Source organism: Leclercia adecarboxylata (genome assembly GCF_006171285.1).
Lineage (GTDB): Bacteria > Pseudomonadota > Gammaproteobacteria > Enterobacterales > Enterobacteriaceae > Enterobacter > Enterobacter barmai.
In genome coordinates, this window is the sequence record NZ_CP040889.1 from 3,186,381 (window position 1) to 3,204,060 (window position 17,680).

Here is a 17,680-nt window from a genome sequence, read left to right on the forward strand (position 1 = left end):
TGAAACTACGTTTCGTAACAGAAGGTTAGAGGATAGGACGATGCTTTGCGGCATTGCTTGAACTATTAAGTGCGAACTTTGAGGCACTCCCGGTTGTTACCCCGGAAATCCCCAAGTATCAGGGGCTGGTAGGGCACTGGTGGTCCCGTAACGGATGAGGCTTACGCCGCCAGCACTTTGTTAATGGTGGTTCTTGCTGCACCTGTGAGGCGATGGATCTCGCTCTTCGTCTTACCTGCTCCATGCAATACGCGAATCTGTTCGTGCAGTTTCTTGTCCAATGGACGGCCCTTGTAAGCGCCCTCAGCTTTCGCCTTGCTGATTCCCTCAGCCTGACGGCGGCGGCGGTCTGTGTAGTCTTTACGGGCTTTTGCTGCCAGCATTTCTAACATCATGCCGTTGATAGCTTTCATCATCGACTGCATAAACTCACCCTGTGCGGCTAACACTACGTGGCTGGTAGGCAGGTCGAGAGCTACCACCCGTAAACCTTTACTATCGATCTGAGCTTTAAGTGTCTCCCAATCCTCAGCGTTGAGACGGCTCAGGCGGTCTACTTGTTCGACTAACAGAATGTCTCCGGGCGCGGCTATGTCTATCAGGCGCATAAGCTCTGGGCGCTGTAAGCTGGCTCCGCTTACGTTCTCAATGAAGTATGTGACGTGACCCAAATCATGAGCGGCGGCGAACTCAGCCAATGCTGCTTTGGCGCGTGTAGCATCCTGCTCTTTAGTGGAGGCGCGAAGATAGGCATAAACTCGGCTGGTGGTCATCAGGGTAGTCTTTATGTAGCTTTTGGGTTGTAGTATAATTGCATGTGGCGTTTAAGTGGACAAGCGCTATTTAAGCTACGCCTTTTAGGCTACGCCTTTTAGGCCACTTTCATCACGTAGTGTTAATGTATACTCAAAAGCTACGTTTGTGTGATGGCGTAAGGATTCACGCCACTTAAGTCTGTCGTATCCCCCTTTCTACTATTATCCCCATCAATAGTGCGCATATTTTATATTTTCATATCTGCCTGTCTATTTCGCAAATTGTCATCATACTGAAACGTGACTGTCATTATTCTGTCATAAATTTTCGGCAGGGTAAGTGTGACATTTTTATTATCTATAAGCAGGAAATATATATCTGGATAATAATGTTAACTTCGTGTATTAATTTAAGAAAATAGTGCCAGGGATGTTAAAACCATGACGACTGCTGTCCTGAATGTGAAAATTGACGAAGCGCTGAAAGAGAAGCTTCGTCATTATGCCGAAGTGAATAATGAGAATCTCAGCGTTACCACAGAGAAGCTGCTGCAGATGGCGTTTGCTGTAGCAGATGAGGCGGGAGTAACGGAAGAGGATATCGACAATCAGCATACGGAAGAAGAGAGTGTAGCTCCATTTACTCCTAAAGAAATCAAAGCGTTAAGAAAAATTCTGAAGAAGAAAAAATGAAACAACATCAACAATCAACCGCCAGCAGCTACTCAGAGGCCTGCTCGCTTCTGCGCTCTGGCTATGTCAAACATGTCCGCCTGGGCTGGGACGTTGGCAGTGATGAGTTCTTTCGAATTGCGTCTGACTGGTGTGATACCGGCGCAAAAATAAAGAAAGAAGGCGATAGTTTTGTTATTTCCCTGAAAGGTTTCCCTATCCCGGCTCAGCACTGATCTCCCCATGCTGAAAATGTCTGACTGTAACCATTACAGTCAGACATTTTTAAATCTCGTCTTATTAGCGGCTATTTGTGCGCCCGCTCACTCTTTTTCCGTAATAAATATCACTGTTGCATTCGTTCATTGAGTCAAAGCGATTATACCAGCGTGCGTTTTACACTGTGGCCGCTGTTACTCAGCGCCATCCACAGCGGCTTGATCCGCACCAGCGCGTTTTCCAGCTCGTCAGGTGCCAGGGAAAAGGGCATGCGCAGGTAGCGGTCAAAGGCTCCAGAGAGGCCAAAGCGCGTCCCGGTACCCAGATGAATGCCCGCCGCTTCGGCGCGCGAGGCCAACTGGGTGGCCAGCATATCCGGCAGCTCTACCCAGTAAGAGAGACCCCCTTCCGGCATCCGGAAACGCCAGTCCGGGAAATGTTCCTGCAGCAGCGCCGCACAAGCATCCCGCCGCTCACGCAGCATCTGCCGGCGGGCAGATAAAAATGTTTCGCCATTCTCAATTAGCCACAGGGTTGCCAGCTGTTCCAGCAGCGGCGAGCCAAGATCGAGCGTATCGCGGGTCTGGGCAAGCGTGGCGATGGTGCGTGCCGGGGCGCGAATCCAGCCCAGACGCAGACCTCCCCAGAAACTTTTTCCCGCCGAGCCCAGCGTAATGACATTGCCGTTCGGGCAGAAGGAGGCCAGCGGCGGCGGGGGAGGGGCATCGAACCACAGATCTACCATGGTTTCATCCACTACCAGCGTGGTGCGGGCCCGGGCAGCCACGGCGGCGATGGCCTCCCGGCTCTTCTCGTCCATGCAGCGGCCAGTGGGATTGTGAAAATCGGGCATCAGATACGCCAGGCGCGGCGCGGTCTGGGCGAGGGTGGCGGCAAAGCCGTCGATATCCCAGCCGGTATGCGGCAGCGACACGCCAACCGGCCGACAGGATGCCCCCTGAATAGCCGCGATAGCCAGCGGGTAGGTGGGGTGATCCACCACCACCCGATCGCCCGGGCCGGTGAACATGCGCAGCACCAGCGCCAGCCCGCTGACGGCACCGTTAACCACCATCACCTCTTCAGCCCGGGTAGGTAAACCGCGGCCGGTATAGCGTGCAGCAATGGCTTCGCGCAGCGCCAGCAACCCCAGCTGATCGTAGCCGGTTTGCGTCAGATGCGGGGTAATGGCGGTCAGGGCATGCGTATAGGCCTGATGGATCTCCGGCCCGGCACCCAGCGCGGCAGTAGAGAGATCAAGCGCCGCGCTGGCGTTGGCGCGGGTAGGGGGCGTGCGGCTGTCGGGCAGGATCACCCGCGAGCCACTGCCGTGCCGGCTTTCGAGATAACCTTCGTCCCGCAGATGGGCCAGGGCGCTGCTGACGGTGGTCCGGCTGACCTCGAGGGTTAAGGCCAGTTCCCGTTCCCCGGGCAGGCGCGTATCCAGCGCCAGCCTGCCGTCGAGGATCAGCAGGCGCAGGGCATCGGCCAGCTGCCGCCACAGCGGGGTACGGGAGGCACTCTCCTGCCAGTGACCCAGCAGGCGAACCAATGACTGACTTCCAAATCGACGTGATGACACGGGCAGTCCACTTTTTGAAAACTGGACATTAATCATAGGGCCATTTCAGGCAATGATGAAAGCAGAAACCACCGGAGAAAGATCATGTTGCGTCGATTACTTCAGCTTTACGTCGGATTAAGCCTGTACGGCCTGTCAACGGCGATGTTTGTCCGTGCGGATCTGGGAGCCGATCCGTGGAATGTCTTCCACCTGGGGGTGGCAAAACTGCTGGCAATGGATATTGGCACCGTCATGATCCTCACCGGGGCGCTGGTCCTGCTGGTCTGGATCCCGCTGCGCCAGCGTCCCGGTCTCGGCACGATCAGTAACGTGATTGTGATTGGCCTGGCCGCCGATGCCGCATTGGCGTCTATTCCGGCCATTGATTCGCTGATGGCTCGCAGCCTGCTGCTGGCAAGCGCGGTGATTGTCAATGGGCTGGCGACGGGCATGTATATCGGGGCCGGATTTGGCGCCGGGCCGCGCGACGGCCTGATGACCGGGATCAACGCCCGCACCGGCTGGTCGGTTCGCAGCGTACGCACGGCGATTGAAATTACGGTCCTGCTGATTGGCTGCGTGCTGGGCGGCACCTTTGGTGTAGGAACCATACTCTATGCGCTGAGCATCGGTCCGCTGATCCAGATCTGCCTGCCGTGGTTTCGGCAGAAGCCGCGGATCGTTGCCCCAGAGCCGGGCCGCGTTGTCTGATTTTGCGAAGCGCTCACATGCTTTACGCCAGGCGTTATGACAGAATAGACACATCCGTCACTGCACCCTGAAGCGCATGAAAGCCATAACCCTCTACGATGTCGCCCGCCTGGCGGGCGTCTCCTATCAAACCGTCTCGCGGGTCATTAATGATGCGGCCCACGTCTCCGCCCGTACCCGGGAGAAAGTGCTGCAGGCGATGGCCGAGCTGCACTATGTACCCAATCGCGGCGCCCAGCAGCTGGCAGGCAAACGCACCCGTACGCTGGGGCTTATCACTACCGATCTGGCGCTGCATGCCCCCTCGCAGATCGCGTCGGCGGTAAAAACGCGGGCCGGGGAGCGTGGGGCGAGCGTGCTGATCTCAATGGTCGAGGATCCGCAACAGTGCCTGGCGGCAGTGCAGGAGCTGCTGGCCCAGCGCGTGGAAGGATTGCTGGTCAATGTCCCGCTGGAAGATGCGCTGGCCGAAAGCCTGCAGGCGCAGGCCGTTCCTGTGCCTGTGTTATTTCTTGATGTCACCCCCAACGCCCGGGTACACAGCCTGGTGTTCGATGCAGAGCAAGGGGCGAACCTGGGGGCGCAACACCTGCTGGCGCTGGGCCATCAGCGAATTGCCCTGCTCGGCGGGCCGCAAAGTTCCGTCTCTGCCCGGGCACGGCTTGCGGGCTGGTTATCAGCCTTAGGCGAGGCGGGTCTGGAACCTTGCTCCATCGTTCAGGGTGACTGGAGCGCGGCCTCAGGTTATGAAAAAGGCCATCAGCTGCTGGCCGGGGCGATTCTCCCGCAGGCGATCCTGGTGGCAAACGATCAGATGGCCCTGGGCGTGATGCGTGCCTGCGCCGAAAAAGGGATTGCGGTGCCGGGCCAGATCTCGGTGGTGGGTTTTGACGATACCACCGACAGCGCATGGTTTACCCCGCCGCTGACCACGGTTCGTCAGGCGTTTCGTGAGGCCGGCTTGCGCAGCGTAGAGTGGCTGCTGGCGCAGCAGGGCAGCACAGAAAAGACGCCCTCACAAACCCGGCTGCCGGTAACGCTGATCGAGCGCCATTCCACCGCCCGGGAAGGGATCCCGCAGGGGAGTGACGATCTGGCGCAGCAGCTAAAATCGCTGGCGCTGCTGGCGGAACAGCTGGCGCGCCGATAACGCTTTTGTGATCGCCCTCGCTTCATGACGCTCTCCCGCTTTACCCTGTCTCCCTGACAGGGCATTGTATTTAAAATTGTGAGCGCTTCGCAAAGAGGTAACCATGTCCCATCCTGCTCCGCTGACCCTCAGCACCCTGATCACTCGCCGCGACTGGGAAAACCCCGGCGTCACCCAATGGAATCGACTCCCTGCCCACGTTCCCTTGAGCAGCTGGCGCGACGAACACGCCGCGCGGGATGAGGGTAAGACGCCCAGCGTCCGCTCGCTTAACGGCGACTGGCAGTTCAGCTTTTTTACGGCTCCGGAGCAGGTTCCCGACAGCTGGACGCAACAGGATTGCGCGGATGCGGTGGTGATGCCCGTCCCCTCCAACTGGCAGATGCAGGGCTTTGATACCCCGATCTACACCAACGTCACCTATCCGATTGCGGTGAACCCGCCGTTTGTCCCGGCAGAGAACCCGACCGGTTGTTACTCGCTCACATTCGAGATGGAAGAGCGCTGGCTGGCGAGCGGCCAGACCCGGCTGGTCTTCGAGGGCGTCAACTCGGCCTTTTATCTGTGGTGCAACGGCCAGTGGGTAGGCTACTCCCAGGACAGCCGCCTGCCTGCAGAGTTTGATGTGTCTGCGTTCCTGCGCGCAGGCAGTAACCGCCTGGCGGTGATGGTGCTGCGCTGGTGCGACGGTAGCTATCTCGAAGATCAGGATATGTGGCGGATGAGCGGCATCTTCCGCGACGTCACTCTGCTGCACAAACCGGCTACCCATATCGCCGATTATCACGTCGAGACCGAACTGAATGCCGATTATGACCGTGCCCGGCTTAAGCTGGGGCTGACCCTCGGCGGGAGTGATTACGCCGATTGCGAGGTGAGCGTCAACCTGTGGCGGGAAGGGGAGCTTATCGCCAGCGCCGTCGGCCTGCCGGGCTCGGACATTGTCGATGAGCGGGGTCACTGGCAGGAGAGGGTCAATGTTTCACTGAAGGTGGAACAACCGGCGCTGTGGAGCGCGGAAATCCCCGCTCTCTACCGGCTGACCCTTGCGCTGCGCGACGCTCAGGGCCAGGTTCTGGACATTGAAGCCTGCGACGTCGGCTTCCGCCACGTTGAGATCGCCAACGGGCTGCTGAAGCTCAACGGCAAGCCGCTGCTGATCCGCGGGGTGAACCGTCACGAGCACCATCCCGAGCGCGGGCAAGTGATGGACGAAGCCACCATGCGCCGCGACATTGAGCTGATGAAGCAGCACAACTTTAACGCCGTACGCTGCTCGCACTATCCTAACCATCCGCTGTGGTACCGCCTGTGCGATCGCTACGGGCTCTACGTGGTGGATGAGGCCAATATTGAAACCCACGGTATGGTGCCGATGAGTCGACTGGCCGACGATCCGCGCTGGCTGCCCGCCATGAGCGAACGCGTCACCCGGATGGTGCAGCGCGACAGAAATCACCCGTCGATTATTATCTGGTCCCTGGGCAATGAGTCCGGTCATGGCGCGAACCACGACGCCCTTTACCGCTGGGTGAAGGCCACCGATCCGACCCGCCCGGTACAGTACGAGGGCGGCGGCGCCAATACCGCGGCGACCGACATTATCTGTCCGATGTACGCCCGCGTCGATCAGGATCAGCCTTTCCCGGCAGTACCAAAATGGTCTCTCAAAAAGTGGATTGGCATGCCGGATGAATCCCGCCCGCTGATCCTCTGCGAATACGCCCACGCGATGGGCAACAGCTTCGGCGGGTTCGCGAAATACTGGGAGGCCTTCCGCAAACATCCTCGCCTGCAGGGCGGTTTTGTCTGGGACTGGGTTGACCAGGCGCTGACGAAATACGACGAGCAGGGCAATCCCTTCTGGGCTTACGGCGGCGATTTTGGCGATAAGCCTAACGACCGACAGTTTTGTCTCAACGGGCTGGTGTTCCCGGATCGCACCCCGCATCCGGCCCTGTACGAAGCCCAGCGCGCCCAGCAGTTCTTCACCTTTACCCTGCACAGCCACTCTCCGCTGGTGGTGGAGGTGCAGAGCGATTATCTCTTCCGCACTACGGACAACGAGCAGCTGCGCTGGTCGGTGATGCGCGATGGCGAAGTGCTGGCCTCTGAGGTTGTCGCTCTGAACATTCCGGCGCAAGGGAAGCAACGACTGGAGATTACCCTGCCACAGTGGGCAGCTGCGCCGGGCGATGTCTGGCTGAACGTGGAAGTGTTCCAGCCTGCGGCCACGCCGTGGTCCGGCGAAAATCACCTCTGCGCCTGGGATCAGTGGCCGCTGCCCGCGCCGTTATTCGTCGCAACACCGAAAGCTGTCGGGGAAACACCGCTGCTGACCCGCGCGGATGACGCCCTGGTGGTAACGCATCAGCAGCAGCGCTGGCAGTTTGACCGCGCCAGCGGCGACCTGACCCAGTGGTGGCGCGAGGGAGAGCCAACCCTGTTTTCACCGCTGACCGATAACTTCACCCGCGCCCCGCTGGATAACGATATCGGCGTCAGCGAAGCGACCCGCATCGATCCCAACGCCTGGGTGGAGCGCTGGAAGGCGGCGGGGATGTACAACCTGACGCCGCGTCTGCTGCAGTGCGACGGCGAGCAGCTGGAGCAAGCGGTGACTCTCACCACGCTGCATGCCTGGGAGCATGGCAACCAAGTCCTGTTCCTGAGCCGTAAATACTGGCGTATCGACAGCCAGGGCGTGCTGCATGGCGATATTGAAGTCCAGGTGGCGAGCGATATACCCGAACCTGCGCGTATTGGGCTCTGCTGTCAGCTGGCCCTGACGCCGCAGACTGTAAGCTGGCAGGGACTCGGGCCCTATGAGAACTACCCGGATCGCAAGCTCGCCGCCCGTCAGGGGCGCTGGGAACTGCCGCTGGCTGAGCTGCATACGCCTTACATTTTCCCCACCGACAACGGCCTGCGCTGCGATACGCGTCAGCTGAACCTGGGACAGCATCAGCTGGATGGCGACTTCCACTTCTCGGTAAGCCGCTACAGCCAGACGCAGCTGCGTGAGACGTCGCACCACCACCTGTTACGGGAGGAGTCCGGCTGCTGGCTGAACCTCGATGCCTTCCATATGGGCGTCGGCGGGGATGACTCCTGGAGCCCAAGCGTCTCACCGGAATTTATTCTGCAGGGGAAAAAGGTGCGTTACGCCTTTAGCTGGCAACAGAACTAAACTTAATCGCTGATGCGGCCACAACGCGTGGCCGCACGTTCACTTCGGAGGTTTATCTGATGAAGTATGTCGATGGTTTTGTGGTTGCCGTTCCCGCGGGTAATAAGGAGGCTTATCGCGAGATGGCGGCGAAAGCTGCGCCTTTGTTTAAAGAGTTTGGCGCGCTTCGCATCGTAGAGTGTTGGGCAGATGACGTGCCTGACGGCAAATTAACCGACTTTCGCATGGCGGTGAAGGCGGAAGAGAACGAAGAAGTGGTTTTCAGCTGGATCGAATATCCTTCCAAAGCGGTTCGCGACGAGGCGAATCAGAAGATGATGAACGATCCCAGGATGAAAGAATTTGGCGAAGCCATGCCCTTTGACGGTAAACGGATGATTTATGGAGGCTTCTCGCCTCTGCTGGACGAATAAACCTGCCGCCCGGCGGCGCTCTCCGTCGGGCGCTAAGCGCGACTCTCCGGCTCGAGATTGTTTTCCGCCCACTGAATAAATGCCTCTTTCGGCAGCGCTTTGCTGTAAAACCACCCCTGACCGTACTGCACGCCGTGGCTCCGTAACCATGCCAGCTGGCCTTCGGTTTCAATTCCTTCTGCCACCATATCCAGGTTGAGCGATTTGGCCATCTCGATGATGTGCGAGGTGACGTTTTTGTACTCCAGCGCGTCGACAAAGGACTTATCTATTTTCAGCGTATCGACGTCCAGATCCTGGAGATAGCTGAGGCTGGAATAGCCCGTTCCGAAATCATCGATATAGACCGAGTGGCCTGCACGCCTGAACGCGGCAATGGCCGGAGCGCTGACGGCGGGATCGGCGAACCCGCGCTCGGTGAGCTCCAGCGCAATCTGTGAGGGGGGAAGCTGCCACTGATTCAGCAGGCGGCTCAGCAGCGGAAGCACGTTACCGGAGATCAAATCCTCCGGGGCAAGGTTAATCGAAATATGGTGGCCCGGATGCTGGCGAAGCCACTCGCCCATCTCCTCAAAGACCTTTTCGATGATAAGCGTGGTCAGCTGATTCGTCAGGCCCGTCTGCTCGGCCAGGGAGACAAAAATATCCGGCGACAGGTAACTTCCGTCCGGTTGCGGCCAGCGTGCAAGCGCTTCCGCGCCGGTCAGCCTGCCGCTGTTTAACGCCACAATCGGCTGGAAATGAACCTTAAACTCCCGGGCATTAATGGCATCCAGTAAACGGTACCGGGGCGACTGCAGGCGGCGCAACACGCGCAGGATAAACCAGGCCGTCAGCAGACTGATCAGGACGCCAAAAGGCAGCCAGAAAATAAGCTGGTGGTGCCAGCTCTCTTTTAGAGGTTTGAGGGAGGACCAGGTGACGATGGAAAACCCCAGGTCGGACACGTTATGGACGTTGTACATCGCGCCGTCATGCTGAAAATGGGTGCTGCCGCTGCGCCGCATCTCATTGAATACCTGAATATCCAGGTTATTACTGCTGGCAAAGATCACATTGCGCAGGGTGCCGATCAGGGCCACGTCGATCGGCCAGGAGCCTAAGGGGATCACATCGATCAGCGAGGCCGGGTCAACCAGCACGATATAGTGGTCATTGCCAATTGCAGCCATATAGCGATCGACGGCGAGGTCGTTGTGCGAGGTGATCCAGGCCCGATAGCCATCAGGCGTTACCCGCATTGCAGGCGGAAAGGGGGCGGCATAGCTCTCCTGTTCCAGCGAGGAGCAGCGCGGCTTGAGATCCTCAATGTAGATGACCTCCTGAATATATCGCCAGGAAAAAGAGGTGCGGCGCATGGCCAACGTGTGTTCGTAGCTGCAGGGGATCCCTTTAAACGACGCCATCTCAGTAAGCGCTGACTTTGCCTGGGTAATGACTTTGTCGGTTCGGATCTGCACCCGGGAAGAGTAGTTATTCAGATCGTCAACAAACCGCTGCTCCGCATTGCTATGCGCCAGCCATACGCTCAGACAAACAGGAACAAGCACTGAAATAATTAGCACGCAGGTAACCATGCTCACCAGCTGTCGGGTTGTCATGCTCCTGTTTCCTTTTTATAACGCCGGGCCCGGGGCGTGCAAAACGATGACGTTAAAACGAAAAGTACTGTTGAAGTGTAGCGTTATAGCATGCGGCTGGCATTGATTTCATTCTGCAATTTAGGGGGCCAGAAAAACTCCGGCGGCCTGGCTTCCGGCGTGGGTTGTTTTCCGCTCGCCACTCGGATATGCTAATTGTTATGTTATAACAACTCATATTTGAGGTAAGCATGCAGGTTCTGAATTCATTGCGCAGTGCCAAACAACGTCATCCCGATTGTCAGATCGTCAAACGTAAAGGGCGGCTGTATGTGATATGCAAATCCAATCCGCGCTTTAAGGCGGTGCAGGGGCGGAAGAAGAGACGTTAAGCGGGTAAGGTGCCTGCCGCTGAAAGGTAAACTGTCGGCGGCAGGTCTAAACGGGATCAGGCAGGTGTGCGGGAGAGGGTAAAGACGTCGTAGAAAGAGAGCTCGCCCTTGGTGGCGATCATCTTCTGCAGTTTCTCTTTTTGCTGTAACTCGACGTTGGGCGAGTGCAGAATGTTTTCGATCAGCTGTCCAGGCACAAAGCGTGTGTTGTACCACTCCCCGTTGTAGCAAACGCGAAAATCCAGTACATCAATATCTTCATAGCGGTAGCGCGGATTAACGTCGAAAAAGAAGAAGGCGTTAAAGACGATGAACAACACCACCAGCAACCAGACGGAACCGATCAGGGTTTCCGATTGCAGCATCACCACCAGCGTCGCCAGCCACGCCGCATACATGGCGACAAACAGACCAGGATGTTTGCGAATAAAGCTGATGCTGAAACGCGGTTTATTGTCACGCTTTTCGCGAACATTGAGATCGTCAATGGTTTCGGTAAGCAGGCGTTGTATTTCGGTCATCTTCTGCCCTTTGTGAATTCAACTCAATACGAAGGATCCGTATATTTTAAGTGACCACAATGTTTGTGGAAAGTAACAGTTAGACTAAGAAAAATCATAACAGTTACCTGAAAAGGGCGGGTGAGATGAAGTGACCAGTCTGTTCCCTACGACGCAAAATCCCCTGGACGATAGCATGAGCCTAACCGGATGAAGAGCTGCCAGTAACGCAAATTTGAAGCGCCGGAGAGTCGCGCAACACCTCTGGCATCTGTAAACAGAATCAGCGTACAAACTTCCATACTGCGGTAGGAATTTTATCATACAGCTTATTCATCGTCAGTTCGGCCAGGCGATGGTCGGCCGCAGAATAGAATACTGCCAGTTCATTATCAGAAAGCTCGTATTTATTTTTTTCAATCACGCGCTCAAGGGTGTCAATTGACTGACAACGTCGCAGACGCATCAAATAATCAGTCTTGGTTAATGGTTTATCAGACATAAATTCACCTAATTGTTTGTAATAGTTTTAACCGGAGAAGCTAACGGATTAGCTCTGCTTGCCGTAACAAAACAACGAAAAAGCCGATTGCCCGATTTACGCCATTTTTGCAAATCCTGTGCGTTAATGCCGTAGCTGCTGAATAACATAAAAGTGTCATCCAGGTATTCGTCAATTTGCTCAATCAACTTATTATCTTCGTTATACTTAATTTTATAATTAAGGGCGAAGGTAGCAATATGTTCAATCAACTCGTTTAACTGCAAATTAATGGCAGAAGTAGGGTCATTTACCCAGCCATGATTGCTCTCATCGAGATTGGTCAGGCAGTCATGGTACAGGGATTCACAAAGGAATTTCAACTGTGCAATATCTTGCCTTTTGGGCGAGTATTCGTCCATAGCGCATCCCCTTTTTGAGTGATTCTTTACTCACCGAACATCGCTGTCGGGAAGGGTACAACTGGCTTAGCGTCAACGGCTACTGTTATGCCTCTTGCTTTAACTATAATCTACTCTAATCAGGATTTCACCGCGCTATTACGAAAAATTACAATTACGCAGCGCTTTACCGTCTTTGACCTTCACTATGTTATATATTTTTTTCTCCTGATACCGAACTTTACTTATCACCACATGTGATTTCTCAAGCCCGTTTAAAATCAAAAAACACCAGGAATACTCTTAATACCTAAGAAGCAACGCATGAAATTGAGAATTTCTGTAAAAGAACCAGGCTAAATATGATATGTGGTTTAAGCGTTACATTAAATATATAAACCCTCAATAAGCTAATTTTATGATTTTCAATTGCTAAAAAAAAGGCCGCATATGCGGCCTTTTTAACGGTTAAACCCGAATCTGTGTCATCACACCGGGTGATTGTGTTCCACATCATCGCTCTTACGGCTAAAACGACGACGTACAACCACGAAGAACACCGGAACGAAGAAGATCGCCAGGACGGTCGCGGTCACCATCCCACCCATTACGCCGGTACCTACGGCGTTCTGCGCACCGGAACCTGCACCCGAGCTAATAACCAGCGGCATAACGCCGAGGATAAAGGCGAGGGAGGTCATCAGAATCGGACGCAGACGCATACGGACTGCTTCCAGCGTTGCTTCAATCAGGCCTTTGCCTTCTTTATCCATCAGATCTTTGGCGAATTCGACGATTAATATCGCGTTCTTCGCCGACAAGCCAATGGTTGTCAGCAGGCCCACCTGGAAGTACACGTCATTACCCAGCCCGCGGAACGTCGCCGCCAGCAGGGCACCAATGACCCCCAGCGGTACAACCAGCATAACCGAGAACGGAATCGACCAGCTCTCGTACAGCGCCGCCAGACACAGGAACACCACAATCAGTGAGATGGCATACAGGGCAGGGGCCTGGTTACCGGACAGACGTTCCTGATAGGACATCCCCGTCCAGTCGTAGCCAATACCCGCAGGCAGTTTACCCGCCAGCTCTTCCATCAGGTTCATGGCTTCACCGGTACTTCTGCCCGGTGCCGCCTGGCCCAGGATCTCCATGGATGGCAGACCGTTGTAACGTTCCAGACGCGGTGAACCGTATTCCCAGCGAGAGGTAGAGAAGGCTGAGAACGGCACCATCTGCCCGTTGCTGCCGCGCACATACCAGTTATTGATATCGCTTGGCAACATACGGTATTGCGCTTCAGACATTACGTACACCTTCTTCACACGACCGCGGTCGATGAAGTCGTTGACGTAGCTCCCGCCCCAGGCTGCGCCCAGTGTGGTGTTGATGTCGCTGATAGATACGCCCAGCGCCTGGGCTTTTTCCTGATCGATATCCACTTTGAACTGCGGGGTATCTTCCAGGCCGTTTGGACGAACGCCAACCAGCAGGTCAGGGTGCTTGGCCACTTCGCCGAACAGCTGGTTACGCGCCTGAGTCAGTTTTTCATGGCCCAAACCACCCTGGTCGATAAGCTGGAAGTCAAAGCCGGTCGCCGTACCCAACTCAACGATCGCTGGCAGGTTAAAGGCGAAGACCATCGCATCTTTAATCTGCGAGAAGGTGCCCATGGCGCGACCGGTAATGGCTTCTACCTTATTCTCGTCACCCGGACGGTCAGCCCAGTCTTTCAATGAGACGAAGGCAATACCGGTGTTCTGACCACGACCTGCAAAGCCAAAGCCGTTAACCGCAAACACCGATTCAACGTTGGCTTTCTCTTTATTGAGGTAATAATCAGTGACTTCATCCAGCACTTTCTGGGTACGCTCTTGCGATGCACCCGCCGGGAGCTGGGCCATCGTCAGGAACACGCCCTGGTCTTCATCCGGCAGGAAGGAGCTTGGCAGACGAACGAACAGGTAGGCCATGCCGACCACGATGATGATATAGAGCAGCAGGTAACGACCGGTGCTGCGCAGGATATTGCCTATGCTGTCGGTGTAGTGGTGCGTGCTCTTATCGAACATGCGGTTAAACCAGCCGAAGAAGCCTTTTTTGTTTTCTCCGTGATCGCCTTTAGCCACCGGTTTCAGCATGGTGGCGCACAGCGCAGGGGTCAGGATCAGAGCGACCAGTACCGACAGGGCCATCGCGGAAACGATGGTGATCGAGAACTGGCGATAAATCGCACCGGTAGAACCACCGAAGAAGGCCATCGGGATAAATACCGCCGACAGAACCATAGCGATACCGACCAGCGCGCCCTGAATCTGACCCATGGATTTACGGGTCGCTTCTTTCGGCGGCAGTCCCTCTTCGGACATCACACGCTCGACGTTTTCGACCACCACGATGGCGTCATCCACGAGCAGGCCGATGGCCAGCACCATCCCGAACATCGTCAGGGTGTTTATCGAGAAGCCGAAGGCCGCCAGGATAGCAAAGGTCCCGAGCAGAACCACCGGTACGGCGATGGTTGGAATCAGCGTCGCACGGAAGTTTTGCAGGAACAGATACATCACCAGGAATACCAGGATGATCGCTTCTACCAGCGTTTTCACTACTTCGTGGATAGAGATCTTAACGAACGGCGTGGTGTCATACGGGTAAACGATCTTCAGGCCTGACGGGAAGAAAGGTTCCATTTTCTTCAGTTCAGCACGGATCGCGGTCGCCGTATCAAGGGCGTTAGCACCGGTCGCCAGTTTAATACCCAGACCGGATGCCGGCTGGCCGTTAAACTTGGCGATAACGTCGTAGTTCTCACCACCCAGTTCCACCTTCGCAACGTCGCGCAGGCGAACCTGTGAACCGTCCGGATTCACCTTCAGCAGAATCTTACTGAACTCATCTGCGGAGGTCAGTCGGGTCTGTGCGATGATTGAGGCGTTCAGCTGCTGGCCTTTCACCGGCGGCGTACCGCCTAACTGACCGGCTGCAACCTGGGCGTTCTGCGCTTTAATGGCGGTGATCACGTCCACTGGCGTCAGCTGGAAGTTGTTCAGCTTGTTCGGGTCCATCCAGATACGCATCGCGTACTGAGAACCGAACAGCTGTACGTCACCCACACCAGAAGTACGGCTGATGGCGTCCTTCATGTTGGCGCCCACGTAGTCGGAAATATCCTCCTGCGTCATGGTGCCGTTGGTGTTGATAACGCCGACAACCATCAGGAAGCTACTGGAGGATTTCTCCACGCTCACACCCTGTTGCTGTACTTCCTGCGGCAGTAACGGCATCGCCAGCTGCAGTTTGTTCTGCACCTGTACCTGGGCGATGTCCGCATCCGTACCGGATTCGAAGGTCAGCGTGATCTGCACCGTACCGGTGGAGTCACTGTTGGAGGACATGTACATCAGGTTATCGATACCGTTCATGTTCTGTTCGATAACCTGCGTCACGGTGTCCTGCACCGTTTTCGCATCAGCCCCTGGGTAGGTTGCGGCGATTGAAATTGCTGGCGGCGCAATGGTTGGATATTGCGCGACAGGCAGCTTCAGGATCGCGAGTCCCCCGGCTAGCATGATGATTATGGCGATCACCCACGCGAAAATGGGGCGATCGATAAAGAAATTAGGCATGTCTTAACGGCTCCTGTTTAAGTTAAGACTTAGGTTGTTCTGACTGACCGCCTGCTGAGGCTTGTTGTTGATTGTCAGACGTGACCTCTTGCGCTTTTACCTTGGCGCCTGGGCGAACTTTTTGTAATCCGGTAATAATGACGCGATCGCCATCTTTCAGACCGTCGGTCACCAGCCATTTATCACCAATGGCCTGGGTTGCCGTGATCTGACGAACTTCGACTTTGTCTTCAGCGCCAATCACCATCGCACTGGCATCGCCGCGCGGTGTGCGGGTCACGCCCTGCTGTGGAACCAGCAGTGCGGTTGGGTTGGTCCCTTCTTCCAGGCTGGCGCGGACGAACATGCCCGGTAACAGCGTATGGTTCGGGTTCGGGAAAATTGCGCGCAGGGTGATGGAACCGGTGGTCTGATCGACCGTGACGTCAGAGAACTCAAGGCTGCCGGCCTCAGGGAACTTAATGCCGTCGCTGGTAACCAGTTCAACTTTCGCTTTGCCGTTTTCCTGCTTCAGCGTGCCGTTCTCCAGCTCCTGTTTCAGGCGCAGGAAATCATTGCTCGACTGGGTAACATCGACATAGATCGGGTCGAGCTGCTGCACGGTTGCCAGCGCGTTAGTCTGGCCGTTCTGCACCAGCGCACCTTCAGTCACGGACGATTTACCAATGCGGCCGCTGATAGGGGAGGTCACTTTGGTATAGGCCAGGTTAATGCGTGCGGTTTCAACTGCGGCTTTTGCCGCGATGACGGCAGCATTAGCCTGCTGTGCGTCAGCCTGGGCGCTATCGTATTCCTGTTGGCTGATGTACTGAGTACCCAGCAGTTTCTGATAACGGCTGACCGTCAACTGGGCAATTTTTGCTGCAGCCTGCGCTTTGGCCAGATCGCCTTTCGCGCTTTCGTAATTAGCCTGGTAGGTCGCGGGATCAATCTGATACAGAGAATCACCCGCTTTAACATCACCCCCTTCCGTAAAATTACGTTTCAGGATGATGCCACTCACCTGTGGACGCACTTCCGCAATGCGGTAAGCACTGGTACGGCCGGGTAATTCAGTTTTGATCTGGAGAGGTTCGGTTTTGAGCGTCACGACGCCAACTTCTGGCACCTGCTGAGCTCCTTGTTGAGCCTGTTTCTCGTCACATCCTGTAAGCGCTAAGCTGCCTGAGAGCATCAGAACGATCGCCAGAGGCGTTAACCCTCTGTTTTTGTTCATATGTAAACCTCGAGTTTCCGATTTCAAATTGATCAATGGATCACGCGTCCACAAACCCATTGCTGCGTTTATATTATCGTCGTGCTATGGTACATACATTCATAAATGTATGTAAATCTGACTCCTGTAAATTCACCTGCGCATGGCACGAAAAACCAAACAACAAGCACTTGCAACACGCCAACACATCCTTGATGTCGCTTTACGCTTGTTTTCGCAACAGGGGGTTTCATCTACCTCTCTGGCACAGATAGCTCAGGCGGCTGGGGTAACCCGGGGAGCGATTTACTGGCATTTCAAAAATAAGTCAGATTTATTTGGTGAAATTTGGGAGTTGTCAGAGTCCAGTATTGGGGATCTCGAGACTGAGTATCGGGCAAAATTCCCTGACGATCCACTCTCAGTTTTAAGAGAGATTCTGGTTTATATTCTTGAGGCGACAGTTATTGAAGAGCGACGCCGTCTTATGATGGAGATCATCTTCCATAAATGTGAATTCGTTGGGGAAATGGCGATCGTGCAACAGGCGCAGCGCAGCCTCTGCCTGGCCAGTTACGACCGTATTGAACAGACCTTGATTCACTGTATTAAAGCAAAAATGCTTCCCGCCAATCTGCTCACCCGTCGCGCCGCTATTCTGATGCGCAGCTATATTTCCGGACTGATGGAAAACTGGCTCTTTGCGCCGCAGTCTTTTGATCTGCAACGTGAAGCCCGTGATTACGTCGCCATTCTGCTGGAAATGTACCAGCTCTGCCCTACGCTCCGCGCCCAGCCTGAGCCCCTGCAGGCCTGACTCCCAGGAAT

Annotated in this window: 16 protein-coding genes; 8 read left to right on the top strand and 8 right to left on the bottom strand. The window is 55.5% G+C overall.

Annotated elements, in window-relative coordinates:
* Window positions 1–161: 161 nt before the first annotated feature.
* Complete coding sequence (locus tag FHN83_RS16975; protein WP_139564444.1) at window positions 162–773, bottom strand: recombinase family protein; 612 nt, start codon at window positions 771–773, stop codon at window positions 162–164.
* A gap of 423 nt (window positions 774–1,196) precedes the next feature.
* On the opposite strand from FHN83_RS16975, the gene FHN83_RS16980 reads away from it, so the two are divergent.
* Window positions 1,197–1,448 (top strand): hypothetical protein, encoded by a 252-nt coding sequence (locus tag FHN83_RS16980; RefSeq protein WP_039032396.1) that lies wholly within the window; start codon window positions 1,197–1,199, stop codon window positions 1,446–1,448.
* On the top strand, window positions 1,445–1,663 hold the full coding sequence (locus FHN83_RS16985; protein ID WP_039032397.1) for a hypothetical protein: 219 nt from the start codon (window positions 1,445–1,447) through the stop codon (window positions 1,661–1,663). Before FHN83_RS16980 ends, FHN83_RS16985 begins: the two co-directional genes overlap by 4 nt.
* Window positions 1,664–1,806: 143 nt before the next feature.
* Here FHN83_RS16985 and FHN83_RS16990 read toward each other — a convergent pair whose 3' ends face one another.
* Window positions 1,807–3,228, bottom strand: coding sequence for a PLP-dependent aminotransferase family protein (locus FHN83_RS16990; protein WP_139564445.1), 1,422 nt, complete (start codon window positions 3,226–3,228; stop codon window positions 1,807–1,809).
* A gap of 84 nt (window positions 3,229–3,312) precedes the next feature.
* Here FHN83_RS16990 and FHN83_RS16995 point away from each other — a divergent pair, with 84 nt between their 5' ends.
* The 4 genes from FHN83_RS16995 to FHN83_RS17010 all read left to right on the top strand — a co-directional run bounded on the left by FHN83_RS16995 (window position 3,313) and on the right by FHN83_RS17010 (window position 8,674).
* Window positions 3,313–3,921 carry a YczE/YyaS/YitT family protein gene (locus FHN83_RS16995; RefSeq protein ID WP_139564446.1) on the top strand — a complete coding sequence of 203 codons (609 nt, stop codon included), beginning with the start codon at window positions 3,313–3,315 and terminating at the stop codon, window positions 3,919–3,921.
* Between the two features lie 76 nt (window positions 3,922–3,997).
* The gene (locus tag FHN83_RS17000) at window positions 3,998–5,071 is read left to right on the top strand and encodes a LacI family DNA-binding transcriptional regulator (protein ID WP_139564447.1); all 1,074 of its coding nucleotides are present in this window, start codon (window positions 3,998–4,000) and stop codon (window positions 5,069–5,071) included.
* A gap of 103 nt (window positions 5,072–5,174) precedes the next feature.
* Entirely contained in the window at window positions 5,175–8,261 is a 3,087-nt protein-coding gene (locus FHN83_RS17005; protein WP_139564448.1) for a beta-galactosidase, read from the top strand.
* A 59-nt stretch (window positions 8,262–8,320) separates the two neighbouring features.
* Window positions 8,321–8,674: a DUF1428 domain-containing protein gene (locus FHN83_RS17010; protein WP_039032401.1), complete on the top strand. Its 354-nt coding sequence runs from the start codon at window positions 8,321–8,323 to the stop codon at window positions 8,672–8,674.
* 32 nt (window positions 8,675–8,706) lie between these two features.
* Here the strand turns inward: FHN83_RS17010 and FHN83_RS17015 are convergent, their stop codons facing one another.
* Window positions 8,707–10,275 (bottom strand): EAL domain-containing protein, encoded by a 1,569-nt coding sequence (locus tag FHN83_RS17015; RefSeq protein WP_139564449.1) that lies wholly within the window; start codon window positions 10,273–10,275, stop codon window positions 8,707–8,709.
* A 230-nt stretch (window positions 10,276–10,505) separates the two neighbouring features.
* On the opposite strand from FHN83_RS17015, the gene ykgO reads away from it, so the two are divergent.
* Window positions 10,506–10,646, top strand: a complete 141-nt coding sequence (ykgO, locus tag FHN83_RS17020) for a type B 50S ribosomal protein L36 (RefSeq protein WP_003859006.1) — start codon at window positions 10,506–10,508, stop codon at window positions 10,644–10,646.
* Window positions 10,647–10,702: 56 nt separating this feature from the next.
* On the opposite strand, the gene FHN83_RS17025 is transcribed toward ykgO, so the two are convergent.
* The 5 genes from FHN83_RS17025 to acrA all read right to left on the bottom strand — a co-directional run bounded on the left by FHN83_RS17025 (window position 10,703) and on the right by acrA (window position 16,873).
* Window positions 10,703–11,167 (bottom strand): YlaC family protein, encoded by a 465-nt coding sequence (locus tag FHN83_RS17025; RefSeq protein WP_039032403.1) that lies wholly within the window; start codon window positions 11,165–11,167, stop codon window positions 10,703–10,705.
* A 262-nt stretch (window positions 11,168–11,429) separates the two neighbouring features.
* Entirely contained in the window at window positions 11,430–11,648 is a 219-nt protein-coding gene (locus tag FHN83_RS17030; protein ID WP_032616864.1) for an HHA domain-containing protein, read from the bottom strand.
* Window positions 11,649–11,656: 8 nt separating this feature from the next.
* Window positions 11,657–12,049 carry an Hha toxicity modulator TomB gene (tomB, locus tag FHN83_RS17035; RefSeq protein WP_039032404.1) on the bottom strand — a complete coding sequence of 131 codons (393 nt, stop codon included), beginning with the start codon at window positions 12,047–12,049 and terminating at the stop codon, window positions 11,657–11,659.
* Between the two features lie 467 nt (window positions 12,050–12,516).
* Window positions 12,517–15,657, bottom strand: coding sequence for a multidrug efflux RND transporter permease subunit AcrB (acrB, locus tag FHN83_RS17040; protein ID WP_039032405.1), 3,141 nt, complete (start codon window positions 15,655–15,657; stop codon window positions 12,517–12,519).
* 22 nt (window positions 15,658–15,679) lie between these two features.
* On the bottom strand, window positions 15,680–16,873 hold the full coding sequence (acrA, locus tag FHN83_RS17045; protein ID WP_039032406.1) for a multidrug efflux RND transporter periplasmic adaptor subunit AcrA: 1,194 nt from the start codon (window positions 16,871–16,873) through the stop codon (window positions 15,680–15,682).
* 142 nt (window positions 16,874–17,015) lie between these two features.
* Here acrA and acrR point away from each other — a divergent pair, with 142 nt between their 5' ends.
* The gene (gene acrR / locus FHN83_RS17050) at window positions 17,016–17,669 is read left to right on the top strand and encodes a multidrug efflux transporter transcriptional repressor AcrR (protein ID WP_139564450.1); all 654 of its coding nucleotides are present in this window, start codon (window positions 17,016–17,018) and stop codon (window positions 17,667–17,669) included.
* Window positions 17,670–17,680: the final 11 nt, after the last annotated feature.